Here is a 23,566-nt window from a genome sequence, read left to right on the forward strand (position 1 = left end):
AAATTCCCCCAAGTAGGTTTTATATTTCAGTGTCCTACTTGGGGGGAGCATATCAAATTACCTCTGACATCTGCACTTATTTTTTTATGCCCTGAGGGAGGTGAGGCGGTTGTATCCTGTGAGCGATGCATTCCTGCAGGCGGTGCAGACTCAGATGTATGTGGAGGGCTTTAAGGTGAAGCTTGAAAAGGATACAAGCTATAAGGGACTGTGGACTGTGAGTTTTTCGCTGAAAGAATTTTAATGTAAAGTACGCTTGACATATTTGTAAATGGATGTATAATGAAAATGTAAAGCGAACTTTACATAGCAAATACAGAAGGAAGAATAATCATGCTAAACCGTGTTTCTGAATTGAGAAAAACAAACGGGCTGACGCAACAAGAACTGGCTGACAAGTTGGAAGTGTCAAGGCAAACGATAATTTCACTGGAAAAAGGAAAATATGATCCTTCAATCGGGTTGGCTCATAAGATTGCAAAGTTGTTTAAGCTCAGTATAGAAGATGTGTTTATTTTTGAGGAGGAGTAGTGCTATGAGTAATCAAAAGAAAAATGTATGGTATATTGCTTTGCTAATTATCGGTGCGGCATTGTATGCAGCAGGGTGTTTGGAGTATATTGACAGCTTTTGGAGTGGGATGGGCGGTGCACTTATCGGAGTATCTGCTGTACGGCTGATGCTTTTAGTGAGATATAAAAAGGATCCGGAGTATGCCAAACATGTAGATATCTCAAATGAGGATGAAAGGTTACGTTTTATTGCTGATAAGGCTCGATCGCGGGCATTTTTCTTTTCGATTTTGCTTCTTTGTGCCTTGGGTATAATACTCAGACCCCTTGGATGTGTGGGTGAATCACAGATGTGTTTTTACATGGTTTGTGGGATGGAGGTAATCTACCTTATTTGTCGTTTTATCACAAACAGAGAGTTTTAAGAGTAAGTGGGGCTTGATATTGGCGAAAGGGATCGGGAAACCGGTCTCTTTTATGACTATAATTCTTCAAGGAGTGCAAACAGATATGAAAATTCAGTTCATGGCCACAACAAACCTATGTCCTTGACATTAAAAATAGATGGAGTGCAAAATCAAAACAAATCTGTGCAGAACCGGCTGAAATCAGTGAAATTTCAGTCGGTTCTGTTTTTTGCTATATATTAAATGCAGATAGGCTGAAAAATGAATTAAAAACACTAAGATAATAAAGAGGGGAGAGCAAATTGATCTCTATTAGTTTTTTACTGACAGCACTTGTTATCGTACTTATTCCGGGAACTGGTGTGATTTATACAATCAACACGGGTCTTACACAAAAAAAGAGAATTATGCTGGCTGCGGCTTTTGGTTGCACGCTCGGAATAATTCCTCATATTGTCGCATGTATTTTGGGTTTGTCCGCAATCATGCACATGAGCGCGAAAATATTTTCGGTAATAAAATATGCCGGAGCCGTTTACCTCATGTATCTTGCATGGAAGACTTGGACATCCGCAGGACAGCTTGAATTTGATGAAAATAGATTTGCGACAACTTCATTAAAAACTGCTGCGCGGGGCGTTGTTTTGAATCTTCTGAATCCAAAACTGACTATATTTTTCTTTTCGTTTCTGCCACAGTTCATTCCTTCAGATACCGTTGACAAAATTGATTGCATGGTTGTGTTAAGTCTGGTTTTCATGCTTATGACTCTGATTGTTTTCATTATATACGGGCTGATCGCAGGTGCTTTGCGTGAGCTGGTTCAAAGGCGTAAACCTATTATGAAGAACATCGAACGGGGATTTGCATTGTCTTTCGCCGGATTGTCGATAAAACTTGCACTGGAGGAAAGATAAAAATGAAAGAAGGATTTACGCAATCTATCGGAATGTGTTTAGGACTCATTTACGGAATGAGCATAGGAATCGCTACACATAATATCGGATTTTGGCTGCCTATAGGTCTATGTTTTGGATTGTTGTTAGGCGCTGCAATGGAGAAAAGGAACACGAAAAATCAGACGAATCTCAAAAAAATCTTGTAAAAGCATCTGCCTCGGATTTTGAAAAATAAAGTCGGCATACATCGACATAATCAACCGCGTGCCGAGTATGAAGGAATACGCCCGCTGGGAATACGGAAAGCATCCAACCGACGAAATGATTCAAATGTACATCGACGGTGGAAACATGTACCTGTTTATGGAGGATGGGAATCTTGCGGGAGTGATCGCAATCACGTTCTCTCAGGGAGAAGATTATCATCCTGTAAAATGGCAGGTTGAGGCAAATGATAACGAGGTGATGGTACTTCACATTCTTGGAATCATGCCGGATTTTCAGGGAAAAGGAATCGGAAAGAAAATGATTCAGTCTGCGCTGGAACTTGGACGGACTAAAAAAAATGAAAGCCTGCCGCTTTGACGCACTTTCTTCAAATCTTCCTGCTCAGAAACTGTACGAAAGTCTTAGTTTTGTATTTTGCGGGAAGTAGCATTGGTTTGCCAACAACACCGGCTGGACTGATTTCTATCTTTATGAGAGGAAAATGTAAAATGCAGTTCGATATAACTGCGTTCTGCATAAACAGACAACTTCAAGTCTGCAGAGATGCCGTTGGTAAGAGAGGTATGCCATGATACTTGAAACGAAAAGATTGATCCTCCGACCGTGGGAAGAAAGCGATGCGGAGAATTTATTTAAATATGCAAGTCATCCTGATGTGGGACCAATCGCAGGATGGGCGGTTCATACAAGTGTAGAGAATAGCCGTGAAATAATCCGGAGGGTTCTTTCAGCGCCGGAGACCTATGCTGTAGTATTAAAAGAATCAGGCCAGCCTGTTGGCAGCATTGGACTTATGCTTGGGAAAGCCAGCAATATTGGCCTTCCTGATTCAGAAGGTGAAATCGGCTACTGGATCGGAGTTCCGTATTGGGGACGAGGGCTGATACCGGAAGCAGTCAGGGAATTGATGCGCTACGGTTTTGAAAACCTGAAACTTAATAAAATATGGTGTGGTTACTTTGATGGGAATGAAAAGTCAAAGCGTGTTCAGGAGAAGTGCGGTTTTCATTATCATCATACGGCCTATAATGTGCCCTGTGCCATAGAGGGCGTTCTCCGAACGGAACATATAACATGCCTTTCCAAAGAGGAATGGCAGTTTGTCAGATAACTTCTCATTTGTCGGGTTGACTGCTGGAACATAAAATCGCAATATAACTAAGTAAGTCGGGAGAGCCGCGAGAGTGTGGGCTGATGGAGGCAAAAAGCGGAGGAACTATTGTTTTTCCGGAGAACAGTAGAATTGAAAAAATGTTTCCTTTTATTATTTTGACCTATGGAATAACATGGGTGTTATGGTATTTTGAATTCCGCGGAATGAGTGGGTTTCGCATTGCAGGATCCTTTGTTCCGTCACTGATGGGTCTTTTTTTCCTGTATCAAGAGAGAGGATTGTTTCCGAAGCACAAAAAGATTCAACTGTCTCCCTTTTTTATTTGCTTCGGGCTGCTGTATTCCGTATTATCCTTACTTCTTCCGTATCTGATTGCGCGTGTCCTTGATTCGAATACGGAAGCATTTCATATTCGAAACGAAGTGGGAGGAATCACATTTCATAATCCGTTTATGGCGGCTTTGATTTTTATTTTGGTTCTGGTTGCCGGCGGTCCTTTGGGAGAAGAAATCGGGTGGAGAGGATATCTCTTTCGTAAATTGTGTCTTCGACTGAATCCGCTGCTTGCGGCCGTAATGGTCGGAATTGTCTGGGCAGGCTGGCACATTCCCATGTTTGTCTTTCATGCCGATGGATACGAGATGTCTTTTGCGTTATACTTATTGCAGACAATCTTTCTTAGTATCATAATCTCAACAGTATTCGTAAAGTGTGGATGCAGTATCTGGGCGGCTGTTTTGTTCCATACAATTGATAATTTTGTCCTGAGTATCGGGTATCAAGAAGCATTGGGAACCGTGTGCACATACAGCATCTGCTATTGGAGCCTGCAGGGAATCATTGTTCTGATTTTAGGTGTAGTGCTTGCCCGTACCCAAAGGATTAAGAAAAATGAGCCACTAACCCCGTCCCCAAAAGGAGGAACAGTATGAGTGAAGAATATGTATCTGTACTGGATCGTTTGCCTTGCAAATTCGGGCGAAATGATGAGGAGCTGAATATTGAAATTGCGGAAGAAATCTGTGCTGAAGAAAATGCAGAGAAAAAAAGTGTTGTGAGAGTGGTTTTGAAATATGAAGAAATACGCGCCCTGCAGTAATACAGATAAGGCTGTAGACAAAGAAAAAAGAAAAGATCTTATCATAGATTTAAGCATATGCGCGGTTGGTGTTGCTTTGTTGGTTTTTAGATTTTGCTTCTTAACATCTTCCGAGATTTTGTCCGGGGACTTTCAAAGTCCGCAAACCCGCTTAAAATGCGGGCTCACGGGCATCACTCGTCGTTCTGTCTCCTCGCCCTTACGGGCTTCGTCGGTCGGTTCGACGGGAAAAAAGTCCCCCGGACCTTTTTTTGTTTCCGTCTCACCCCTTTTCCTGCATGTAAAAAGCAGTTCTACTCGATATGAGTAGAACTGCTTTTGAAATTTTTCTTTTAGATTATTTCATTTTTCAGGCCAGGGCCATAGCGGCGGCTGCCTTTGCATGGATGATGGTGGTGTCGTAGGTTGGAAGGGTGCTGTCCTTGTCACTGATAAGCATTCCAATCTCTGTGCATCCAAGGATGATTCCCTCTGCTCCCTTTGCCTTCATATCATCGATGATCCTCTGGTACTCTTTTCTTGAAGAATCCAGAACCTTTCCAAGACAGAGCTCATTAAAGATAACATCATTTACAAGCTCAATGTCCTTATCATCCGGGATCACAACTTCAAGTCCTGCATCAGCTAGCCTGTCCTTGATAAAGCCCTGTGTCATGGTGAACTTCGTTCCAAGAAGTCCCACTTTCCATATGTTGTCGCGCTTTACAGCATCAGCTGTAGCATCAGAAATGTGAAGGATCGGGATACTTATCTGCTTCTGTATATGGTCCACAAGCTTGTGCATGGTGTTAGTAGCAATAACGATAAAGTCAGCACCTGCCTTCTCAAGTCTTGTGGCAGCATCAGCAAGGATCACTGCATTTCCCGCCCAGTAGCCGTTTGACATATTCTCCTCAAGCTCTGCAAAATCCACGTTGTACATAAGGATCTTGGCGCTGTGAAATCCTCCAAGTGCACCTGCTACTTCTTTATTTAAAATCTCATAATAGGTGACAGTGCTCTCCCAACTCATGCCACCGATAAGTCCTATAGTTTTCATACCTGCCTCCATTCATTATTACATCTATGTTGTCAAAGATATCCTATCACCAAAAAGAAACAGACTCCCATCTGACACTGATTTGAGTCTGTTTTACACTTATATATGTTCTTATGCCCTGCCAAGGATCCAGGAAAAAGCTTTGGCTGTCCGAAGGTCTGCATCTTTAAAATGATTACCCTGATTCCATTCAAGGGTCACATCCACCTGAAGGCTCTGTAAGTATTCATGGGCCCATCTTATGATGATTGGAAGACAAAGACTCCAGTATTTATAAAACGTTCATATAAAGTGTAGCCAAGAACCAATAGTGATATTTACATCTATACTTCTGGTGAATGAATTATTCAAAAGAAGATCACATACGATGTGATTGATCAGGCACTATTATCTAGCAAAATGCAGATAGGAAGAGATGGATTTTTATGAAAGAAGTAGAACAGCAAAGCTGACAGGAGTCATTGGAACACGGCTTTATCTTTACTTTTATGTAGTTGTAATGCTGAAATCTTTACTTTATCACGCAAAACAAATATAATAAGTAAAGATATTGACGGAGGTGAGTCTGTGATTTCATATGATATTCTTGAAAAAGCTCTTAAAGACAGGGGAATCGGAAAGACAGAGCTTTCTTTGCAGCTTGGACTCTCTACCCGAACCATAGCAAAGATAGGTAAAGGCGAAAAGCTTTCAAAACGGAGCTTACATAAGATAGCCGATTATCTTGGATTGGATCCGGAGATTTTGATGAAGGAAGTCTCTGATAATAAGATATTACAGGTTCTCAGAGAAGAAAAAGAGATGAAGCTTCCGGGAGGACTATATCATGAGCTGCAGGTCCGGATGACATATAATTCAAATCATATTGAGGGAAGCAAACTGTCCGAGGATCAGACAAGGATGATTTTTGAGACAAATACCCTTGATGTGTGTGATGGCATCCCTGTAGATGATGTGTTGGAAACGGTACACCATTTCAAGGCTATCGATTATGTGATTGATATTGCGGAAGATGAACTTACAGAGGATATCATCAAACATCTGCATTATATCCTGAAGCATGACACAAAGGATTCTACCCTCGGATGGTTTGCGGTTGGTGATTACAAAAAGCGTGCAAATATGGTGGGAGGCCGGGAGACATCCAAACCTTCTGAGGTCCATAAGCATATGAAGGCTTTGCTGGAAGAGTATAATGCTAAAGACAATATCACTATGGAGGATATCATAGCGCTGCATGCCGAATTTGAGTATATCCATCCTTTTCAGGATGGAAATGGCAGAGTCGGACGCCTTGTAGCATTAAAGGAATGCCTTAGGCATAATGTAATACCTTTTATCATCGAAGATGCAAAGAAAAATTATTATTACAGAGGTCTCTCTGAATGGAGAAACGAGAAAGGCTGGCTTACGGACATCTGTCTGGACGGACAGGATACATTCGTGAGACTCATGGATATGTTGGAGATACAGTACTCTTAATAAAGTACCTCTCATAAGGATAATGATGTATCAATGGAATGGTATTTATGAAGAAGGCATGCGAAGAAGCTAATGCATATTATAATAGGATGCTGTGGGAAGGGTTATTCGTTGACGAATCAGAGGAGTGATAGGGTATTTATAATCTGTGGTGATTGGAAGAAGAGAACTTCTGGAGGTCGTTAAGTAAAGACTAAATCGAGTTTTATTAAATTTTAAACAAAAGTGATTTTAATAAGAAAAATCTACTGTATACTTGTACATGGCTCATCCCATCACTGGCACACGAAATAGGGATGCGGCCGGATTTCTGAACACTTTTTCCTATGACATGTTTAGAAACCTGAAAACTATAGGAGGGATATTTTATGGCAATCACTTTTGATGAATCAAAAAAGCTTTTCAGACTGATGACAAAGAACACCGAATATCAGATGCAGGTGGATGACATCGGTCTTCTCATACATAACTACTACGGAAGGAACACATTTGGAGCTGATATGAGTTATCAGATAGTGCCTATAGATAGAGGCTTCTCCGGGAACCTTTACGAGAACAGGCTGGACAGGGGTCGTTCAATTGACGTACTTCCACAAGAGTTCTCAGGTTCCAATGTTGGCGACTACAGAGTAAGCTCTGTAAATCTCATTTCAGAAAACGGAAGCAGAAGCTGCGATTTCCGATACAAGTCTCATGAAATACTCGGAGTGAAACCTGAGATTCCCGGACTTCCTTCTGTAAGACAGTATGGTGAAGAGGCAGAAACTCTTGTCATCACACTTGAGGACAGCGTAATAGGCTTACAGCTTAAGCTTTACTATTCTGTATTCCCAGAGAAGGATGTCATAACGAGACATTCTGCTTTTGTTAATGTTTCTGATGTAAGCATTGACCTTAGAAAAGCATCTTCCGCAATGCTTGACGTGCCTTTCGGATGCTGGGATGAGATACATTTCGCAGGAAGACACTGCATGGAGCGTTCAATTACCCGCAACAGGCTCACTCAGAACATAGCTGTAATCAGTTCAAAGCGGGGCATGAGCAGCCACCATGAAAATCCATTTGTAATTCTTTGCGACAGGGATGCCAATGAAGACAGAGGCGAGTGCTACGGCATGATGCTCATGTACTCAGGAAACCACAAGTTCGAGATAGAAGAGGATCAGGCAGGAGCAGTGAGGATAGTTTCCGGAATTAATGATGAGAACTTCTCATGGAAGCTTCAAAAAGGAGATACATTCCATACACCGGAAGTTATCATGTCCTTCACCGATCGCGGTCTCACGGAACTTAGCCACAATTACCACCACATAATCCGTGAGAATGTCTGTGACAGGAAGTACCTCCATATGAGACGTCCTGTTCTCATAAACAACTGGGAGGCAACCTACTTCGATTTCACCAGCGAAAAGATACTTGATATAGCACGAAGCGCAAAAGAGCTCGGAATCGAAATGATGGTTCTCGACGACGGATGGTTCGGAAAGCGTGATGATGACAACTCCGGTCTAGGCGACTGGTTCGTCAATGAGAAAAAGCTTCAGGGCGGACTTAAGCGTATCTCCGACGAGCTTGATAAGATGGACATGAAGTTCGGACTCTGGTTCGAGCCTGAGATGATAAACGAGGACTCTGAGCTTTTCAGAAAGCATCCGGAATGGGCTCTTAGAGACCCTGAAAGACGTCCTACCATGTCACGTAACCAGATGGTTCTCGATATGAGTAACGGAGAGGTTGTTGACTATCTTTTTGATTGTATCAGCAAGGTTCTCGGAAGCGCACACATCTCATATATCAAGTGGGACTTCAACAGAAGCATCAGTAATGTATTTTCAAACCATCTTCCTGCAGACCGTCAGGGAGAAGTTGCTCACAGATTTATACTTGGAACCTATTCTCTTTTAGACAGGATCCTGAAGGCTTATCCTGATCTTATGATCGAGGGATGCGCCGGAGGAGGCGGACGTTACGATGCAGGCATGATGTACTATTGTCCGCAGATCTGGTGCTCCGATGACACCGATGCAATCGAAAGACTGGAGATCCAGGAGGGCAGCTCCTTCGGTTATCCTGTAAGTACAGTGGGAAGCCATGTTTCAGCTGTGCCAAACCATCAGACAGGCAGAACTACACCTCTTAATACAAGAGGAATAGTTGCCATGTCGGGTACCTTCGGTTACGAGCTTGATATAACTAAGGCATCAGTTGAAGACCGCGAGACCATAAAAGAGCAGATAAAGACCTTTGACAGATACTACAGTCTCATCGAGAGAGGTGACTACTACAGGCTCGGTCGCAGTGAAGAGCATGAGATTTACAAGGCATGGGAATTTGTTTCAGCTGACAGATCCGAGGCTCTTTTAAACATAGTTGTAAAGAAGCCTGAGGCCAATGCTCACATCAAAAATGTAAAGCTGAAGGGGCTCGATGAAGCTTCAGTCTATGAGCTTGAAGGCACAGAGCTTTCTTTCACCGGTGCAGCTCTCATGTACGGAGGCTATGCCATAAATCTTTCTCAGGGAGATTACCCTGCAGTACAGCTTCATTTCATGAAAAAGTGATAAGCAAAAATTCAGCCACCTCATAAGAGGTGGCTTGATTTTTATGGTATCGGGTAAAGTGAATCTATCATAGAAAATAGAAGCTTTTTCATCTTTGTTATTTTTTCGATTCTTTCATCCTCGGATAATGTAGGTGCTGCTGCAATTCCGACTAAACTGTTCAGTAGGCCATATCCTTTGAGAACCCTGTTCACTTCGGGGAGTTTATCGCTGTACTCATTTCCGAGATATGATTGTATGGTTATATTCCATAAAGGTTCCAGTATATCTTCACCGAGGCCCATTGTACGTTTAGTCCAACCGGTTTTTGAAGCTTCGTTATAGACCTTATACATTCCTATGAGATCGATCATGGGATGTCCTACTCCGGAATCATCCACATCTATAAGTATAAGCTCATCATCCATCAGCATGATATTGCCGGGATGAAGATCACGATGGATAAAGGTATTTCTTTCCGGGATGCTCGTGATAAGATTATATACATCTGATTCTTCTTCAGAAGTAAAATAACCCTTTTCTTTAATGTAATTGAGATTGCAGAAATACGGAAAACGTGCATCCGGCAGTTCACTTGATTCAATTTCAGTTGAATGAAGCTTTTTGGCAAGCTCAGCTATACGTTTTCCGTATTTTGTTATGTCTTCAGGATGAGCTGAAAGGTGACTCGCGAGAGTACCTTCGCACATCATTTCATAAACGAGGCCATAACTGTCACCTACTTTGACCATATCAAACGGTATAACCGAAGGGATTCCATGGGTAAACACTGTCTTTGCAATGATCCTGTTTTGTTCGATTTTTTCCGGGGAATTGAAATCACCTTTATAGACCTTGACTGTGGTTTCGGAGTCAAGACGGTAAAAATCACTGTGCGCGCCGCTGCTGATCTTTTCGCAGCCATCTACGGAGATACTGCGAAGAGCTTTTTTGACATTCATCATTTCATTAAAGCCGGATACTTCAAAAATATCATAGATATCCCTGTTTACGTCATATATGGTAAAAGCTTTTCCGAGTTTTTTTCTTACTTTTAAAAGAACACGTAAACCTGCACTGGAAATATATGAGAGTTTTTCAGCATCGAAGCTTATCTCCGAATCCGGTGCGGTGTCCTTGAGAATGGACATTATCTCATCCTCTATCGTTGATGCATTATCAGAATTTATATATCCTTCAAGATAGATTGTTGTCTTACCGTTCTCTTTGTTCGTACGCATGATAAACTCCTTACGATCAAGCCCCTCATACAGCGCTTTAGTATGAATGGATCATTTAAAGCCGAAATGATTTCATACATATTTTTTCGTCAAAAGATTATAGAGATATAAATACATAAAAACTGAATAATTTATTTTATAAATAATCAAAAATAATGACATGATTTTTTTATTTAGGATATAATTAAAGCAATAGTTTTCACGGTTTTTATAAGTTTCAGTTCGGATCAAATCAAATATAAAGAAGGGAGCTGTTTTACATGTACAACATACGTGAAGTTCAGAAAGACATATGGTGGGTCGGGGCATCCGACAGAAGACTTCAGCTTTTTGAAAATGCCTATGCAACACCTGATGGCATGTCCTACAACAATTACCTTATCCTCGATGACAAGACCTGTCTCATGGATGGAATCGATGATGCAGTTTCGAGACAGTTTTTTGATAATCTCACAAAAGCTCTTGATGGAAGAGAGCTTGATTATATGGTTGTCCAGCATATGGAACCGGATCATTGTGCCTGCATACCTGAACTTCTGCTTAGATATCCAAAACTAAAGATAGTCGGATCACAGAAAGCCATACAGATGATAGGACAGTTCTATCACATAGATGTGGATTCCGTAGTTGTGAAGGAAAAGGATACTCTGGAGCTTGGCCACCATACCCTGACTTTCTATACAGCACCTATGGTACACTGGCCTGAAGTTATAGTCAGCTTTGATGCTTCAACAGGAACTCTATTCTCGGCAGATGCCTTCGGAGCTTTCGGAGCCATGAGCGGAAACATTTTCGCAGACGAAGTTGACTGGGAACATGACTGGAAGGATGAGGCAAGACGATATTACGCAAATATAGTAGGTAAATACGGTGTACAGACCACAGCTCTTCTCAAGAAACTCGAGACTCTCGATTTGAAGATGATACTTCCTCTTCATGCACATCTCTGGAGAAATGATCTGAACACCATTATAGAGCTTTATAAGAGCTGGGCATCCTATACCCCGGAAAAGAAGTCAGTTGCTGTCTTTTACGGTTCTGTATATGGTCATACGGGAAATGCAGCCGACATCCTTTCCATGAAGCTTGCGGAACTCGGTGTCAGGGATGTGAAGGTCTATGATGTATCAAAGACTGAGGTCTCATACCTTGTTTCTACAGCATTTGAATATTCAACTCTTGTTTTTGCAAGTGCCACTTACAATGCAGAGATATTTGACAACATGCATACCTTCCTTACAGATCTCAAGAACCATAATCTCACAGGACGAACTGTCGGAATCATAGAGAACGGAAGCTGGGCTAAATTCGCCAACAAAAAAATGGAAGAGATACTGGTAAGTATGAAGAACATGACCATACTGGAGCCGAAGATCTCTGTAACATCATCGGTAGATGAAAGTGCTCTGGCAGAACTCGATGTAATGGCAAAGGCATTGGCAGAAACAGTAAAATGAAAAATCCGATATGAGTCATGATCGGATCAAAGGACAGATTCAAAGGAATCCACCAGGAGTCCTTAACAAGAAAATATAAAGGAGAGAAATTATGAACTCAAAAGTAGCAGATCTTTTAGCAGCTCAGGTAAACAAGGAATTTTATTCCGCATATCTTTATCTCGGAATCTCAAAATATTTCAGTCAGAATGATCTCCCGGGATTCGCCGCATGGTACAGGGCTCAGGCAGCAGAGGAGCAGGAGCATGCATTGAAGATTTATGACTATCTTCTGGACAATGATCAGGATGTTCCTTTAAATGTCATCGAAGAGGTTGCTCCAAAGTTCAAGACTGTGCTTGATGCTGTCAAAGAAGCTGACAAGCATGAGCATTATATAACCGATGAGATCAACAAGATCTATGACGCTGCGGTTTCTGCCAAGGACTATCGCACACAGCTTTTCCTTAACTGGTTCATAACTGAACAGGTGGAGGAGGAGAAGAACTCCAAGGATATGATAGTCAAGGTTCAGATGCTTGGTGATAAGCCGAAGAACCTGTATCTTCTTGATAAGGAGCTGGGGGCGAGAAAGGGATGAAACATGTAGGTATCCGGCCAAAACCGCGCTAAGGCTCTATCGATTCAAATAGCTCATGGATCCTGTCTTCAGAAAGTACAGCACCCTCTATGCTCACAACTTCTGAAGAAACAGCAGCGGCAAATTCCATGGTCGTATCTATAGACCAGTCCATGCTTAAACCTGCAAGAAGAGAGCCACAGTGGGAATCACCTGCACCTATAGTGTCTTTTACATTTACTTTTCGAGACGGCATCCTGTGAAGGGAGCCGTCTTTTTCTATCCATAAAGCTCCCTTTTCGCCCAATGTTATCACTATGAGATTCTGTGTTTTTTTCTGAAGCTTTGATGCCGCGTCTTCAAGAGAATTTTCACCGCTTAATGCAAGAGCCTCAGCTTCATTTAAATGAAGAATGGGTCTCATGGCAAATATTCGCTCATTTTTGTCGGGAGAAATATTGACACCCCTGGGCCCCGGAGCATAAACAAGAGTTCCTGCAGTTATGTCATCTTCATTTGAAGGAACATGATCTATATGCTTCTCAAGCCATTCTATTAGCTCATATCCGGTCTCTTCCTCTACCTCCAGACCACAGATATAAGTGTAGTCAAAGCTCTGTCCCTTCAGCCCGTCCATATATGACTCATGAAAGCTGTATTCCACTCCGTGAACAGATACAAAGGTCCTTTCACCATTTTTTTCCACGAAGCAGTAGCAACAGCCGTTCTCGGCACCATCAACAGTTACTATTCCCGTTATTCCCTGTTTTAAAAGATTCGACTTAACGAAACCGCTGTATACTCCCTCTGTACCAACAGGAGTCACCAGAGTCACATCTATACCGCAGCCCTTCGGGACCTGACTTACATTGTATGCGCAGCCTCCCATGGCGAAATGCTGCCATTCCGGGTGCATATCCTCGCCTGTTTCAGGAAGGTGATCGAGCTTGATGATGACATCCACGCATGTAGAACCTATGACAAGCAGCTTTTTACGACTCATGTAAATCTCCTCTATATGACATTAAGCCTGATGAATATAAGGCATCTATTATTTAAAAGGCATGGATGATTCGTTACTGTATCATCCATGAAAAGTGACATGCAAAATCATAGCCCAGAAACATATCGTAAAGCAACCATGAATTATCGTATCCAAAATATTTACAGAGACTGGAATTTCTTTCTTGCGAATTGCATAAATAAAAGCGATAATATAAACGTTGATTTTTTATCAAAGTCTAAAGATAAAATTATACATAATTGTATGGTTTAAGGAGGAATCTCTACATGATCAACTGGAATAATCTCGATACATTAAAGTCCTATGAAAATCTCAAGGCTGCAAAGCGTCTTAATCTTGTGGAAGCCATGTCCGGCGAAAACGGAGCAGAGCGTGTAGGCAAGTATTCTGTACCTATGGCAGCAGGTCTTACTTACAACTATGCTTCAAAGGAAGTTGATGATGATATCCTTTCAGCTCTTTCTGAGCTCGCAAAGGAAGCACAGCTCACAGAGAAGTATCAGGCTCTTTATGAAGGCGAAGTTATAAATACAGGTGAGAAGCGTATGGTTCTTCATCAGCTCACCAGAGGTCAGCTCGGAAAGGATGTGGTAGCTGACGGAGTTAACAAGCGTGAGTTCTATGAGAACGAGCAGAAGCGTATCGCCGAGTTCGCTGAAAAGGTTCATTCAGGTGAGATTGCCAATGCTTCCGGCGAAAAGTTCACAACAGTAGTTCAGATCGGTATCGGCGGTAGTGACTTAGGTCCTCGTGCTATGTATCTCGCACTTGAGAACTGGGCTAAGAAGCATGATACATTCAAGATGGAAGCAAAGTTCATCAGCAATGTTGATCCTGACGATGCCTCATCCGTGCTTAATTCTATAGATGTTGCACATTCACTTTTCATCCTTGTTTCAAAGTCAGGAACAACACTTGAGACACTTACAAACCAGTCCTTCGTCATGGACGCACTTAAGAAGGCCGGTCTCGATCCTGCAAAGCACATGATCGCAGTTACATCAGAGACATCTCCTCTTGCACATAGTGATGATTTCATCACAGCTTTCTACATGGATGATTATATCGGCGGACGTTACTCCAGCACCTCAGGTGTAGGCGGAGCAGTTCTTTCACTTGCTTTCGGACCTAAGGTATTTGCTGACTTCCTTGATGGAGCAGCAGAAGAGGACAGGCTTTCCACAAACAGTGATCTTTTAAAGAATCCTGCCATGCTTGATGCCCTTATCGGCGTATATGAGAGAAACGTGCTCGGATATCCAAGCACTGCTGTACTTCCTTACTCACAGGCTCTCAGCCGTTTCCCTGCACATCTTCAGCAGCTTGATATGGAGTCAAACGGAAAGCAGGTCAACCGTTTCGGTGAGACTGTAGACTATGTAACAGGACCTGTTATCTTCGGTGAGCCGGGAACAAACGGACAGCACAGCTTCTATCAGCTCCTTCACCAGGGAACTGACATCGTTCCTCTTCAGTTCATCGGCTTCAGAAACAGCCAGATCAGAAACGATGTAGACATTCAGGGCAGCACAAGCCAGCAGAAGCTCTGTGCCAATGTTGCAGCCCAGATCGTAGCCTTCGCCTGCGGAAAGACTGACGAAAACCTCAACAAGAACTTCAAGGGCGGTCGTCCTTCAAGCATCATTATCGGTGAGGAGCTTGATCCTAAGGCTCTCGGTGCACTTCTCGCTCACTTCGAGAACAAGGTAATGTTCCAGGGCTTTGTATGGAACATAAACAGCTTCGATCAGGAAGGTGTTCAGCTCGGAAAGACTCTTGCCAAGAAGGTTCTTGCACATGAGACTGACGGAGCACTTGCAGCATACAGCAAGCTTCTGAATATCTGATAAAAATATTTTTATCACCTATTTGAGTTGTTCCTCAAGTATAAGAATACATGGTGATAGAGAATACAACAAAAAGAAGCATGCACTTTGTGCATGCTTCTTTTTGATTATTTTAACTGATAAATGATGGAGGGGCGTCCTCCTGTTTCGTAATCAACTGTACTCTGGACTTTACCTTCCCCTATAAGATAGTTCATATATCTGCGTATGGTCACCTTTGAAAGCTTGAGCTGTCCTGACAGATTCTCACAGGTCACACGATCTTTTGGATGTTCTGTAAGCCATGTATAAACAGTTTCAAGAGTTTTTTTGTTGAGTCCCTTTTCCAGAGGCTCATTTTCCGAAGCCTCAATGTGTGATTCGAGAAGTTTATCAAGCTTAGTCTGAGTAAGTCGTTCAGCCTTATTTTCTTTCATGAAGCCGGCTCTTTTTTTGAACTTTTCTATAGCTGAAGAAAAACGTTCGAAGGAAAAAGGCTTTATGATGTAGTCAATGATTCCCGAGTTCAAAGAGCTTTCTATGACCATCAGGTCATTTGCGGCGGTGATCATGATAACGGAAACAGGATTATGGAGAGCCCGAAGCTTGTGAAGCATCTGCATCCCGTCCATTTTAGGCATATAGACATCAAGTATCGCAAGGTCCACACTATTGTTTTTCAGATATTCCATGGCCTCGAAACCGTCCTTGAACATGGCAGTGACTTCAAATTCACCGCATTTCATGAGGTATTCGCGATTGATCTCTGCGACAGGAGCATTGTCATCAACTATAATTGCTTTATACATAGATTTTCCTCTGTTTATTTGTCTCTCGTGCTGACATCGATTAGTCAGACGGAATAAATTTATACTTCCGGCTCATGTTTTTCTTTTCCTGCCGGAACAAATTCCTGAAATTCTTTTCTGAATCCGGTACGGACTTCATTGAAGAAAAGTTCAAATGTGCTACCTTCTCCCGGATCTGATTCAACATCTATATTTCCATGATGTCTCGTGACTATTTCCTTTGTGATATACAGACCGTTTCCTCTGCCTGTATCTGACTTTGTACTGTAGCCATAGGAAAATATCTTATCAAAATCGGCTTCTTTGATGCCGATACCGGTATCAGATACCGAAATCATGAGATATTCTTCGGTTTCAGTTATCTGCAGATCTATGGTCCTTGCATCATTTCCCTGCTTCATATTGATGGCTTCTATGGCATTTTCCAGCAGATTTCCTACGATAGTCACCAGCTCTCTGCTTGAAAGAAAAGCGCTGTGCCTCGGGATGACACTTTCAGAAGATATATTCATAGCTATATCTGTCTCCAGCATATTCTGCAGCTTTCCGAGTATGAGAGCAGCCAGATTGACATTTCTAATCTTATGAAGTATAGGATCTTCAACATTGTGCTGTATCTCCGAAACCTCATTTATGTAGGCTGCAGCCTTTTCCGGATTCCCCATCTGTATGAGACCGTATATGACCTGAAGCTTGTTCATAAAGTCATGGCGGTTGGCGCGTAATGCTGAGATCATATGCATGGAGCCTGTGAGCTGCTCAGCCTGTCGTTGCGCTTCTGTTTTATCGATCAGTATGAGAGTGAGGCCTGTCTGTTTTTTCCCTTCGTACAGAGGAATTATATGCATGAGGACATTGGGTCTTGAGGATGCAAGGTTTTTTGTATTTTTCTTTATGTCCAGTACGCTTTTTCCGTCCTCTGCTGTGAGGAATTCGGAGATGTTATGCTGCTCAAGTTCATCCTTTGTGGAGAAAAGAATACGCTCGGCAGCGGCATTTGCGAGCTTGATATCTCCATTTTTGTCTATGGAAAGAATTCCTTCCTCCAGAGTGTTCAGAAGACCGAGCTGAGTCTGATATAAGTATACCAGACGTTCCGGGCGGTTACCCAAAAGGACACTGCTTAGCATCTTGTAAATGACCTCCGGTATGAGAATGCTGGTCGCAAGAGCAGCGATGAAAAGCCATCGGTACTGCAGGAGCAGATTATACTTAAGTTCTCCTACCTGGGACATCTTTGTGGACACCATTACGAAACCTATGACATTTCCTGAATCATCAAATACAGGATGAAAGGCTCTTCTCTGGGCTCCTTCTGTTCCTGTGGCGAAGCTAAGATAGGAATTACCATTCAAGGCTTCCGTTTGGTCATCACCTACGAAGGACTGACCGATGAGGTTATGTCTTATGTGATATACACGTTTCGAATCCGTATCGGCAATGCTTATGATATTGATGGTATCGCTAGTACTGGCGATTGAATCCAGAAAATTCATAAGTGCATCGTCACATTTTTTATTTATGAGGGCTTCCTTGACACTTTCGGAGGATGCAAGGATGTCAGCATTGGAAACCAGTATCTCTTCAATGGTGTTTTCCAGTCGCCCTGCAGAAATACGCATAGTCGTATAAAGAAGAGCAGTGGTAAGTATAAGCGTACTTATAGCGGTTATGATGAAAGTGTTGATGAGGATATGGGAAAGACTGGTGACTTTTCGGAATGGTTTTTTCAAAAATAAACCTCCTGTATGATAAAAAAATAGCAATTTTTTTTAAGTTTCTAAAGCTTAAAACTTTTTCTAAGATTGTATATATTCAAATACAGAAATGCAACAGATAGTGAGATGCCATGGTCGTGTAAGGCATACTTTATTTTAATCCTGTCCGGATAATAAGTAACTGCTTCAGGGATCTTACTACGAAAAAATTTTTTTAATTTTAGGAGGGTTATATGGCACAGAGTACGGAAGGCTACAAAGGATTAAAGTTGTTTGAGCTGCCATGGACGATATTCGCGATTTTTTCGGCGATAGTCCTTGCAGCAACTTATCTGGGTGTTCTACCGCAGGGAATGGCGGGTTGCTTTGCATTCATGATCGTTATCGGAACTGTACTGAATGAAATCGGAAACAGGACACCTATAATCAAGGATTATCTCGGTGGCGGAGCTATCGTTGTTATCTTTGGTTCAGCTGCACTCAATTATTTCAATCTGATACCTAAGCTTTTAGATGCTGAAAATAAAGTCTATGCCATGGGGATCAAGCTTGATCTCATTGGAAATATCACCACTTTCTTTAAGCCTACAGGTGCGTTCCTTGATTTCTATATCGCAGCTCTTATCTGCGGTTCTATTCTCGGTATGAACAGAAAGCTTCTTGCGAAGGCAGCAGCGAGATATTTCCCTGCAATTTTCGGAGCCATCGCACTTTCATTTTTACTTGCCGGTGTTGCAGGCGCTATAATGGGCTTTGGCGTTATCAAGTCAGTTCTTCTTATAGCACTTCCTATCATGGGAGGCGGAATGGGAGCAGGTGCAGTTCCTCTTTCAAAGATCTTTGAATCATCAGGAACCATGACAGCTGATGAAGCTATTTCCACCATGACACCTGCGGTTGCCATCGGAAATGCGATCTCCATCGTTATGGCCGGCGTTTTTTCAAAGGTTCTCAGCGGAAACTTAAACGGTAAGGGCGCACTTATGAGAACAGGTACTGCCAATGCAGCAGAGTATGAGATCAGTCCTGAGATGCAGAAGAAAAGAGATCAGGTTAATGTCACTAATCTCGGTAAGGGACTTTTAGTATCCTGTTCTTTCTTCGCATGGGGCTATATCGTATCCAAGTTCTGGACCATGCTTGTTCCGTCAGTAAGTATCCACGCATATGCATGGATGATCATTTCCGTAGCAGTTTGCAAGGTTCTCGATATCATTCCTGAAGATATAGAGATAGACTGCTTCCAGTGGTTCCAGTTCATCATGAAGAATCTCACAACTACACTTCTCGTTGGTATCGGTATCTGCTATCTGGAGCTCGGAACAGTTATAGCAAGCTTCTCACTTACATATCTCGTTCTTTGCCTTCTTACATGTATAGGCGCATTTATCGGTGCTGCATTTGTTGGTAAGCTTGTTGGTTTCTATCCTTTAGAGGCAGGTATAACTGCAGGACTTTGCATGGCAAATATGGGTGGAACAGGTGACGTTGCTGTCCTTTCAGCAGCAGACAGAATGGAGCTTATGCCATTCTCACAGATCTCTTCAAGAATAGGTGGTTCCATTATCCTTATAATCGGATCACTTCTGTTATCTATACTCGGAGGAATGTTGTAAGCATTTATGAAATGCAGTAATTGTCAAAAAGAGGCAGACTTCAGGTACAGGGTGCTGGAAGTCCAGACCCTTCATGTAAGATCCCTGAAGGGCGATAATAAAGTACAGGCTCTCGGGAAATTTCAGGATTACGGGATATGCCGGAGCTGTGCAGAACGAAGGCTTAAAGACACACTGGAGTTTTCGGGAGAAAAGAAAAAGCATTGTTTTCTAAGCATTGTCATCATAATTATGGGCTGCCTCATTCTGCTTAATATGGGAAGTGAAGGTCTTATAGGTTTTACAGGACTGTTTTTCATACTTGGCGGAATTCTCATAGAATACGGAACTGTAAGTGAGTGGTTACGTACGAGAAAAGAACTGATGGCTCTTTCTTTTGAAAAAAGGCTGGAAAGGGCAGCATGGCTTGAACTTTTGGCAAGCGCTCCGAAAAAGTCTGTCGACTCGGATTTATCCTATATACCTGTTGACAGAGAAACTGTTAATATGAAAAAAGGGGATTTTATGGTAATGTATGATTTGATCCCTGAAATAGTTGAGAAAGCATGGTCTGTTATCAATGCAGACTATTTAAATCAAAGATAAAGGAGAAAAATATATGGATTACGCAAAAGTTTCATTGGAAAAACACTATGAGTGGAAGGGCAAGATAGAAGTGAATTCAAGAGCGGCTGTTGACTCATCAGAAGCATTATCCATCGCCTATACACCAGGTGTTGCTGCACCATGTCTTGAGATTCAGAAGGATGTGAACAAGTCTTATGAGCTTACAAGAAGATGGAACACCGTAGCTGTTGTTACAGATGGTACTGCAGTACTTGGTCTCGGTGACATCGGACCTGAAGCCGGTATGCCTGTTATGGAAGGAAAGTGTGTACTTTTCAAGGCATTCGGTGATGTAGATGCCATCCCTCTCTGTGTTCGTTCCAAGGATCCTGATGAGATCGTACATACCATACAGCTTTTACTTGGCTCTTTCGGAGGTATCAATCTTGAGGATATCGCAGCACCAAGATGCTTCGAGATAGAGAAGAAGCTTAAAGAAGTTTCTGATATTCCTATTTTCCATGATGATCAGCACGGAACAGCGGTTATTACTCTTGCAGGTCTCATGAACGCTCTCAAGGTAGTAGGCAAGAAGATCGAGGATATCAAGATCGTAACTTCCGGTGCCGGTGCTGCCGGAATCGCCATCATCAAGCTTCTCATGGCTATGGGACTTAAGAATGTCATCATGACTGACAGACAGGGTGCTATCTATGAGGGAAGAGATGGTCTCAATCCTATCAAGGAGGAAATGGCAAAGATCACAAACTTTAACCATGAGAAGGGAACTCTCGCAGAAGTGATCAAGGGAGCTGACTGTTTTATCGGTGTATCCGCTCCGGGAACACTCACAAAGGAAATGGTTCGTACCATGGCTAAGGATCCTATTATCTTTGCATGTGCAAATCCTACACCGGAGATTTTCCCTGATGAAGCAAAGGAAGCAGGTGCTGCAGTTGTTTCAACAGGACGTTCAGATTTCCCTAATCAGATCAACAACGTTCTTTGCTTCCCTGGCATCTTCCGTGGTGCTCTGGATGTCCGTGCATCTGACATCAACGATGAGATGAAGATCGCAGCAGCAAAGGCTATCGCAAGTCTCGTTTCAGATGAGGAGCTTAATGCTGACTACATCCTTCCTAAGGCATTTGACCCGAGAGTAAAGGATGCGGTTGCAAAGGCTACAGCGGAGGCTGCAAGAAAGTCAGGAGTTGCAAGAATTTAAAATCGTTAAGTTTGCGGCAGATTCGATCCGGATCTGCCGTTTTTTATTGCGCAATAAAGATAGGGGGTAATTTCGTGCAAAAAATTTCTTTTAAAAACCGACAAAATCTGCCTTTAACCCCCAAAATAAAAGTATTTTTCACAGGGTATTTTCAAAGGATTTGTGGTACTCTAATTATAGAAGAGTCTATCTTGTAGACTACCGTGTTTATTTTTAATTATTTGCAGTATATAAGGACATATACTGACATATCCAGGGAAAGGAGGCAGAAGATGATCAGTGCAATCAGCGGTATAAGTTCATATGATCTATACAGTTCAAGTATATCCAATATGTACCAGCTGATGCGGTATCAGTATGGTATAAACCAGACATCAGCTTACGGAAGTACACCTAAAGTATCTTCATTTTTAGGCACTTCAGCAGCTACAGCTTCGTCCTCCGGTGTTGACAGAACACAAGCCTTTCTCAGTGCATATCAAAGTGATGTCAAGAGTACTGAAAAAGCTGCCGACAAATTGAATTATTTCAAATCCGGCAATGTTTTTTCACAGTACACTTTAGGATCCTCTGATGAGGAAGTTGCGGAGATCACTACACATTCGCTCAGGAAGTCCTCAAACTTTACGATTGATGTTCAGAATCTCGCAACAGACAAATCTCCTGCACGTTATTCCATAACAGAGAATGGCAGAACCACTCAGTATACTTCAGAGTCTAACACCATAAAGCTCGGCAACGCCGATGCCACCATGACACTGAAGGGTACAGGAACCACTAACATTTACACCGGTGTTGATGAAGACAACATTGTATCAGCGATGAAAGACATGGTGAAAGCATACAACAACACCATGGAGACACTTTCGGTTGGAAAGGATCTCGGATCTGGTGTACAGAAGCAGCTATCACGTATGTCCGGTAATATCGCTAACGGAGCAGTACTCAGTATGGTCGGATTATCCTATGATAAAAACGGTGACCTGAAACTGGATGAGGCGAGACTCAGATCTGCTCTTGAAAAGGATTACGATACCACTCGTGAACTGATCGGTGGTCAGTATGGTATCGCTACAACCTTAGGTGAGAGAGCGAGAACAACCTTATCAGAGTCGGTTACATCCATAGTTGGAGTCAGCCCGGCGGCTTCTACAACTACGAGCAGTCTGTCAGGGTTGTCCGGATTACTGTCAGGTGATGATCTCGGAAAGAATTATTTCAATCTGATGTACGACTTTTCAAAGAATATGCCGTACAGTTATACAAATTTTTATTCTGTAGGTTCATTGTTGAATCTCCTTGGATGATTTCATCCGGGTTCACGACACAACTAGTGAAGGGGAAGGCTTATGGCCTTCCCCTTCGTATTTAATGATGCACGCCCGTCAATCTGAAATTCTACAGACATGCCTCTTAACCCTGTGTAATGATGTTTATGCTGTCATCTTCCACTCGATACCGCTGTTCAGGATCTTATCTACAGCCTTCTCATATTTCTCTCCAAGCTGAGGATTTGCTTCCTTCATTTCTGAGAGTATAGCTTCGATTATGTTCTTATAGTCTTTATAGCCTATGTAGTAAAGATGAACATCTGTAGGTGCTCCGTCACGACGGAATTCAATGAAACTCTTCCACTTGAGAGTAGTAGTCCAGTTTTCCTTGAGATTACCAAACTCTATGGAAAGGACCATAGTCTGTTCCTTATCGTCTGAAGAGATCTCTTCTGCCTCCAGGAACGGTTTTATATAAGTATCATATACGATCTTTCCGTTCAGGTTGGTCTTGGGAGGGTACTGTTTATACTTATCAACCTTTACGTTCTTTATGAAACAGTAGGTGGACCAGTTGCCGTCCTGCAGATATGTAACGGTTATGACTTTGTTGTTATGATTCGGCTGATAGATAACACAGATCCCTTCATCATAGTAAATGTAGGATGCACCGGCGGCATCATCGAATCTCATAACAGCAGGATCCTTCAGAAGCTCCTGCATCTTATCATCCAATTTAGCTTTAACAGTAGGGTACTCTTTCTCCTTTTCCCTGCAGGCTGAAAGACAGAGTACACAAGAAATCATACATAAAAGAAGAATAACTCCGGCTTTTATCCTCATATCTAATATCCCCTTTGTTTTTTATAAAGATGCACAGTGAGTAAACTCAAGGCATCATACCTTAATATAACTTCGTCAAAAATATAGCGAGAAATAAGGGGTTTTTTAATG

At 42.2% G+C, this 23,566-nt stretch carries 23 protein-coding genes; 17 read left to right on the forward strand and 6 right to left on the reverse strand.

What is annotated here, in order from left to right:
* Window positions 1–109: 109 nt before the first annotated feature.
* From BXO88_RS16950 to BXO88_RS16460, 8 genes are all read left to right on the forward strand, one after another.
* Window positions 110–244, forward strand: a complete 135-nt coding sequence (locus tag BXO88_RS16950; RefSeq protein WP_256363644.1) for a hypothetical protein — start codon at window positions 110–112, stop codon at window positions 242–244.
* 89 nt (window positions 245–333) lie between these two features.
* Entirely contained in the window at window positions 334–531 is a 198-nt protein-coding gene (locus BXO88_RS04475) for a helix-turn-helix transcriptional regulator (protein WP_027871670.1), read from the forward strand.
* A 4-nt stretch (window positions 532–535) separates the two neighbouring features.
* On the forward strand, window positions 536–937 hold the full coding sequence (locus BXO88_RS04480) for a hypothetical protein (RefSeq protein WP_078036560.1): 402 nt from the start codon (window positions 536–538) through the stop codon (window positions 935–937).
* Between the two features lie 284 nt (window positions 938–1,221).
* The gene (locus BXO88_RS04485; RefSeq protein ID WP_078036561.1) at window positions 1,222–1,836 is read left to right on the forward strand and encodes a LysE family translocator; all 615 of its coding nucleotides are present in this window, start codon (window positions 1,222–1,224) and stop codon (window positions 1,834–1,836) included.
* 255 nt (window positions 1,837–2,091) lie between these two features.
* Window positions 2,092–2,403, forward strand: a complete 312-nt coding sequence (locus tag BXO88_RS04495; protein WP_078036563.1) for a GNAT family N-acetyltransferase — start codon at window positions 2,092–2,094, stop codon at window positions 2,401–2,403.
* A gap of 211 nt (window positions 2,404–2,614) precedes the next feature.
* Window positions 2,615–3,157: a GNAT family N-acetyltransferase gene (locus BXO88_RS04500; protein WP_078036564.1), complete on the forward strand. Its 543-nt coding sequence runs from the start codon at window positions 2,615–2,617 to the stop codon at window positions 3,155–3,157.
* 83 nt (window positions 3,158–3,240) lie between these two features.
* On the forward strand, window positions 3,241–4,092 hold the full coding sequence (locus BXO88_RS04505) for a CPBP family intramembrane glutamic endopeptidase (protein ID WP_078036565.1): 852 nt from the start codon (window positions 3,241–3,243) through the stop codon (window positions 4,090–4,092).
* Window positions 4,089–4,259 carry a hypothetical protein gene (locus BXO88_RS16460; RefSeq protein ID WP_168171616.1) on the forward strand — a complete coding sequence of 57 codons (171 nt, stop codon included), beginning with the start codon at window positions 4,089–4,091 and terminating at the stop codon, window positions 4,257–4,259. The genes BXO88_RS04505 and BXO88_RS16460 overlap by 4 nt, the downstream gene beginning before the upstream one ends.
* A gap of 349 nt (window positions 4,260–4,608) precedes the next feature.
* On the opposite strand, the gene BXO88_RS04510 is transcribed toward BXO88_RS16460, so the two are convergent.
* Entirely contained in the window at window positions 4,609–5,298 is a 690-nt protein-coding gene (locus BXO88_RS04510; RefSeq protein WP_078036566.1) for an aspartate/glutamate racemase family protein, read from the reverse strand.
* A 567-nt stretch (window positions 5,299–5,865) separates the two neighbouring features.
* Here BXO88_RS04510 and BXO88_RS04515 point away from each other — a divergent pair.
* Window positions 5,866–6,780 carry a Fic family protein gene (locus BXO88_RS04515; RefSeq protein WP_078036567.1) on the forward strand — a complete coding sequence of 305 codons (915 nt, stop codon included), beginning with the start codon at window positions 5,866–5,868 and terminating at the stop codon, window positions 6,778–6,780.
* A gap of 368 nt (window positions 6,781–7,148) precedes the next feature.
* Window positions 7,149–9,341 carry an alpha-galactosidase gene (locus BXO88_RS04520; RefSeq protein ID WP_078036568.1) on the forward strand — a complete coding sequence of 731 codons (2,193 nt, stop codon included), beginning with the start codon at window positions 7,149–7,151 and terminating at the stop codon, window positions 9,339–9,341.
* A gap of 41 nt (window positions 9,342–9,382) precedes the next feature.
* Here BXO88_RS04520 and BXO88_RS04525 read toward each other — a convergent pair whose 3' ends face one another.
* Window positions 9,383–10,561 carry a phosphotransferase gene (locus BXO88_RS04525; RefSeq protein ID WP_078036569.1) on the reverse strand — a complete coding sequence of 393 codons (1,179 nt, stop codon included), beginning with the start codon at window positions 10,559–10,561 and terminating at the stop codon, window positions 9,383–9,385.
* 260 nt (window positions 10,562–10,821) lie between these two features.
* Between BXO88_RS04525 and BXO88_RS04530 the strand changes: the two genes are divergently transcribed.
* The gene (locus tag BXO88_RS04530) at window positions 10,822–12,018 is read left to right on the forward strand and encodes an FprA family A-type flavoprotein (protein WP_078036570.1); all 1,197 of its coding nucleotides are present in this window, start codon (window positions 10,822–10,824) and stop codon (window positions 12,016–12,018) included.
* A 91-nt stretch (window positions 12,019–12,109) separates the two neighbouring features.
* Window positions 12,110–12,598: a ferritin gene (locus tag BXO88_RS04535; protein ID WP_242945156.1), complete on the forward strand. Its 489-nt coding sequence runs from the start codon at window positions 12,110–12,112 to the stop codon at window positions 12,596–12,598.
* Window positions 12,599–12,626: 28 nt separating this feature from the next.
* Here BXO88_RS04535 and BXO88_RS04540 read toward each other — a convergent pair whose 3' ends face one another.
* On the reverse strand, window positions 12,627–13,580 hold the full coding sequence (locus tag BXO88_RS04540; protein WP_078036572.1) for a carbohydrate kinase family protein: 954 nt from the start codon (window positions 13,578–13,580) through the stop codon (window positions 12,627–12,629).
* A gap of 287 nt (window positions 13,581–13,867) precedes the next feature.
* Between BXO88_RS04540 and BXO88_RS04545 the strand changes: the two genes are divergently transcribed.
* Window positions 13,868–15,448 (forward strand): glucose-6-phosphate isomerase, encoded by a 1,581-nt coding sequence (locus BXO88_RS04545; protein ID WP_078036573.1) that lies wholly within the window; start codon window positions 13,868–13,870, stop codon window positions 15,446–15,448.
* Window positions 15,449–15,555: 107 nt separating this feature from the next.
* Here the strand turns inward: BXO88_RS04545 and BXO88_RS04550 are convergent, their stop codons facing one another.
* Both BXO88_RS04550 and BXO88_RS04555 read right to left on the reverse strand, forming a co-directional pair.
* Complete coding sequence (locus BXO88_RS04550; RefSeq protein WP_078036574.1) at window positions 15,556–16,236, reverse strand: response regulator; 681 nt, start codon at window positions 16,234–16,236, stop codon at window positions 15,556–15,558.
* 59 nt (window positions 16,237–16,295) lie between these two features.
* A complete protein-coding gene (locus BXO88_RS04555; protein ID WP_078036575.1) occupies window positions 16,296–17,969 on the reverse strand; it encodes a sensor histidine kinase in 1,674 nt (557 codons plus the stop codon).
* 218 nt (window positions 17,970–18,187) lie between these two features.
* Here BXO88_RS04555 and BXO88_RS04560 point away from each other — a divergent pair, with 218 nt between their 5' ends.
* From BXO88_RS04560 to fliD, 4 genes are all read left to right on the forward strand, one after another.
* Window positions 18,188–19,570 (forward strand): 2-hydroxycarboxylate transporter family protein, encoded by a 1,383-nt coding sequence (locus BXO88_RS04560; protein ID WP_078036576.1) that lies wholly within the window; start codon window positions 18,188–18,190, stop codon window positions 19,568–19,570.
* Window positions 19,571–19,576: 6 nt separating this feature from the next.
* Window positions 19,577–20,155 carry a hypothetical protein gene (locus tag BXO88_RS04565; protein ID WP_078036577.1) on the forward strand — a complete coding sequence of 193 codons (579 nt, stop codon included), beginning with the start codon at window positions 19,577–19,579 and terminating at the stop codon, window positions 20,153–20,155.
* 13 nt (window positions 20,156–20,168) lie between these two features.
* The gene (locus tag BXO88_RS04570) at window positions 20,169–21,341 is read left to right on the forward strand and encodes an NAD(P)-dependent malic enzyme (RefSeq protein ID WP_078036578.1); all 1,173 of its coding nucleotides are present in this window, start codon (window positions 20,169–20,171) and stop codon (window positions 21,339–21,341) included.
* 272 nt (window positions 21,342–21,613) lie between these two features.
* Window positions 21,614–22,648 carry a flagellar filament capping protein FliD gene (gene fliD / locus BXO88_RS04575; protein WP_078036579.1) on the forward strand — a complete coding sequence of 345 codons (1,035 nt, stop codon included), beginning with the start codon at window positions 21,614–21,616 and terminating at the stop codon, window positions 22,646–22,648.
* A gap of 126 nt (window positions 22,649–22,774) precedes the next feature.
* Here the strand turns inward: fliD and BXO88_RS04580 are convergent, their stop codons facing one another.
* The gene (locus tag BXO88_RS04580; protein WP_078036580.1) at window positions 22,775–23,455 is read right to left on the reverse strand and encodes a hypothetical protein; all 681 of its coding nucleotides are present in this window, start codon (window positions 23,453–23,455) and stop codon (window positions 22,775–22,777) included.
* Window positions 23,456–23,566 lie beyond the last annotated feature (111 nt).

The sequence above is a fragment of the Oribacterium sp. C9 genome (assembly GCF_002007235.1).
Classification (GTDB): Bacteria; Bacillota; Clostridia; order Lachnospirales; family Lachnospiraceae; genus Oribacterium.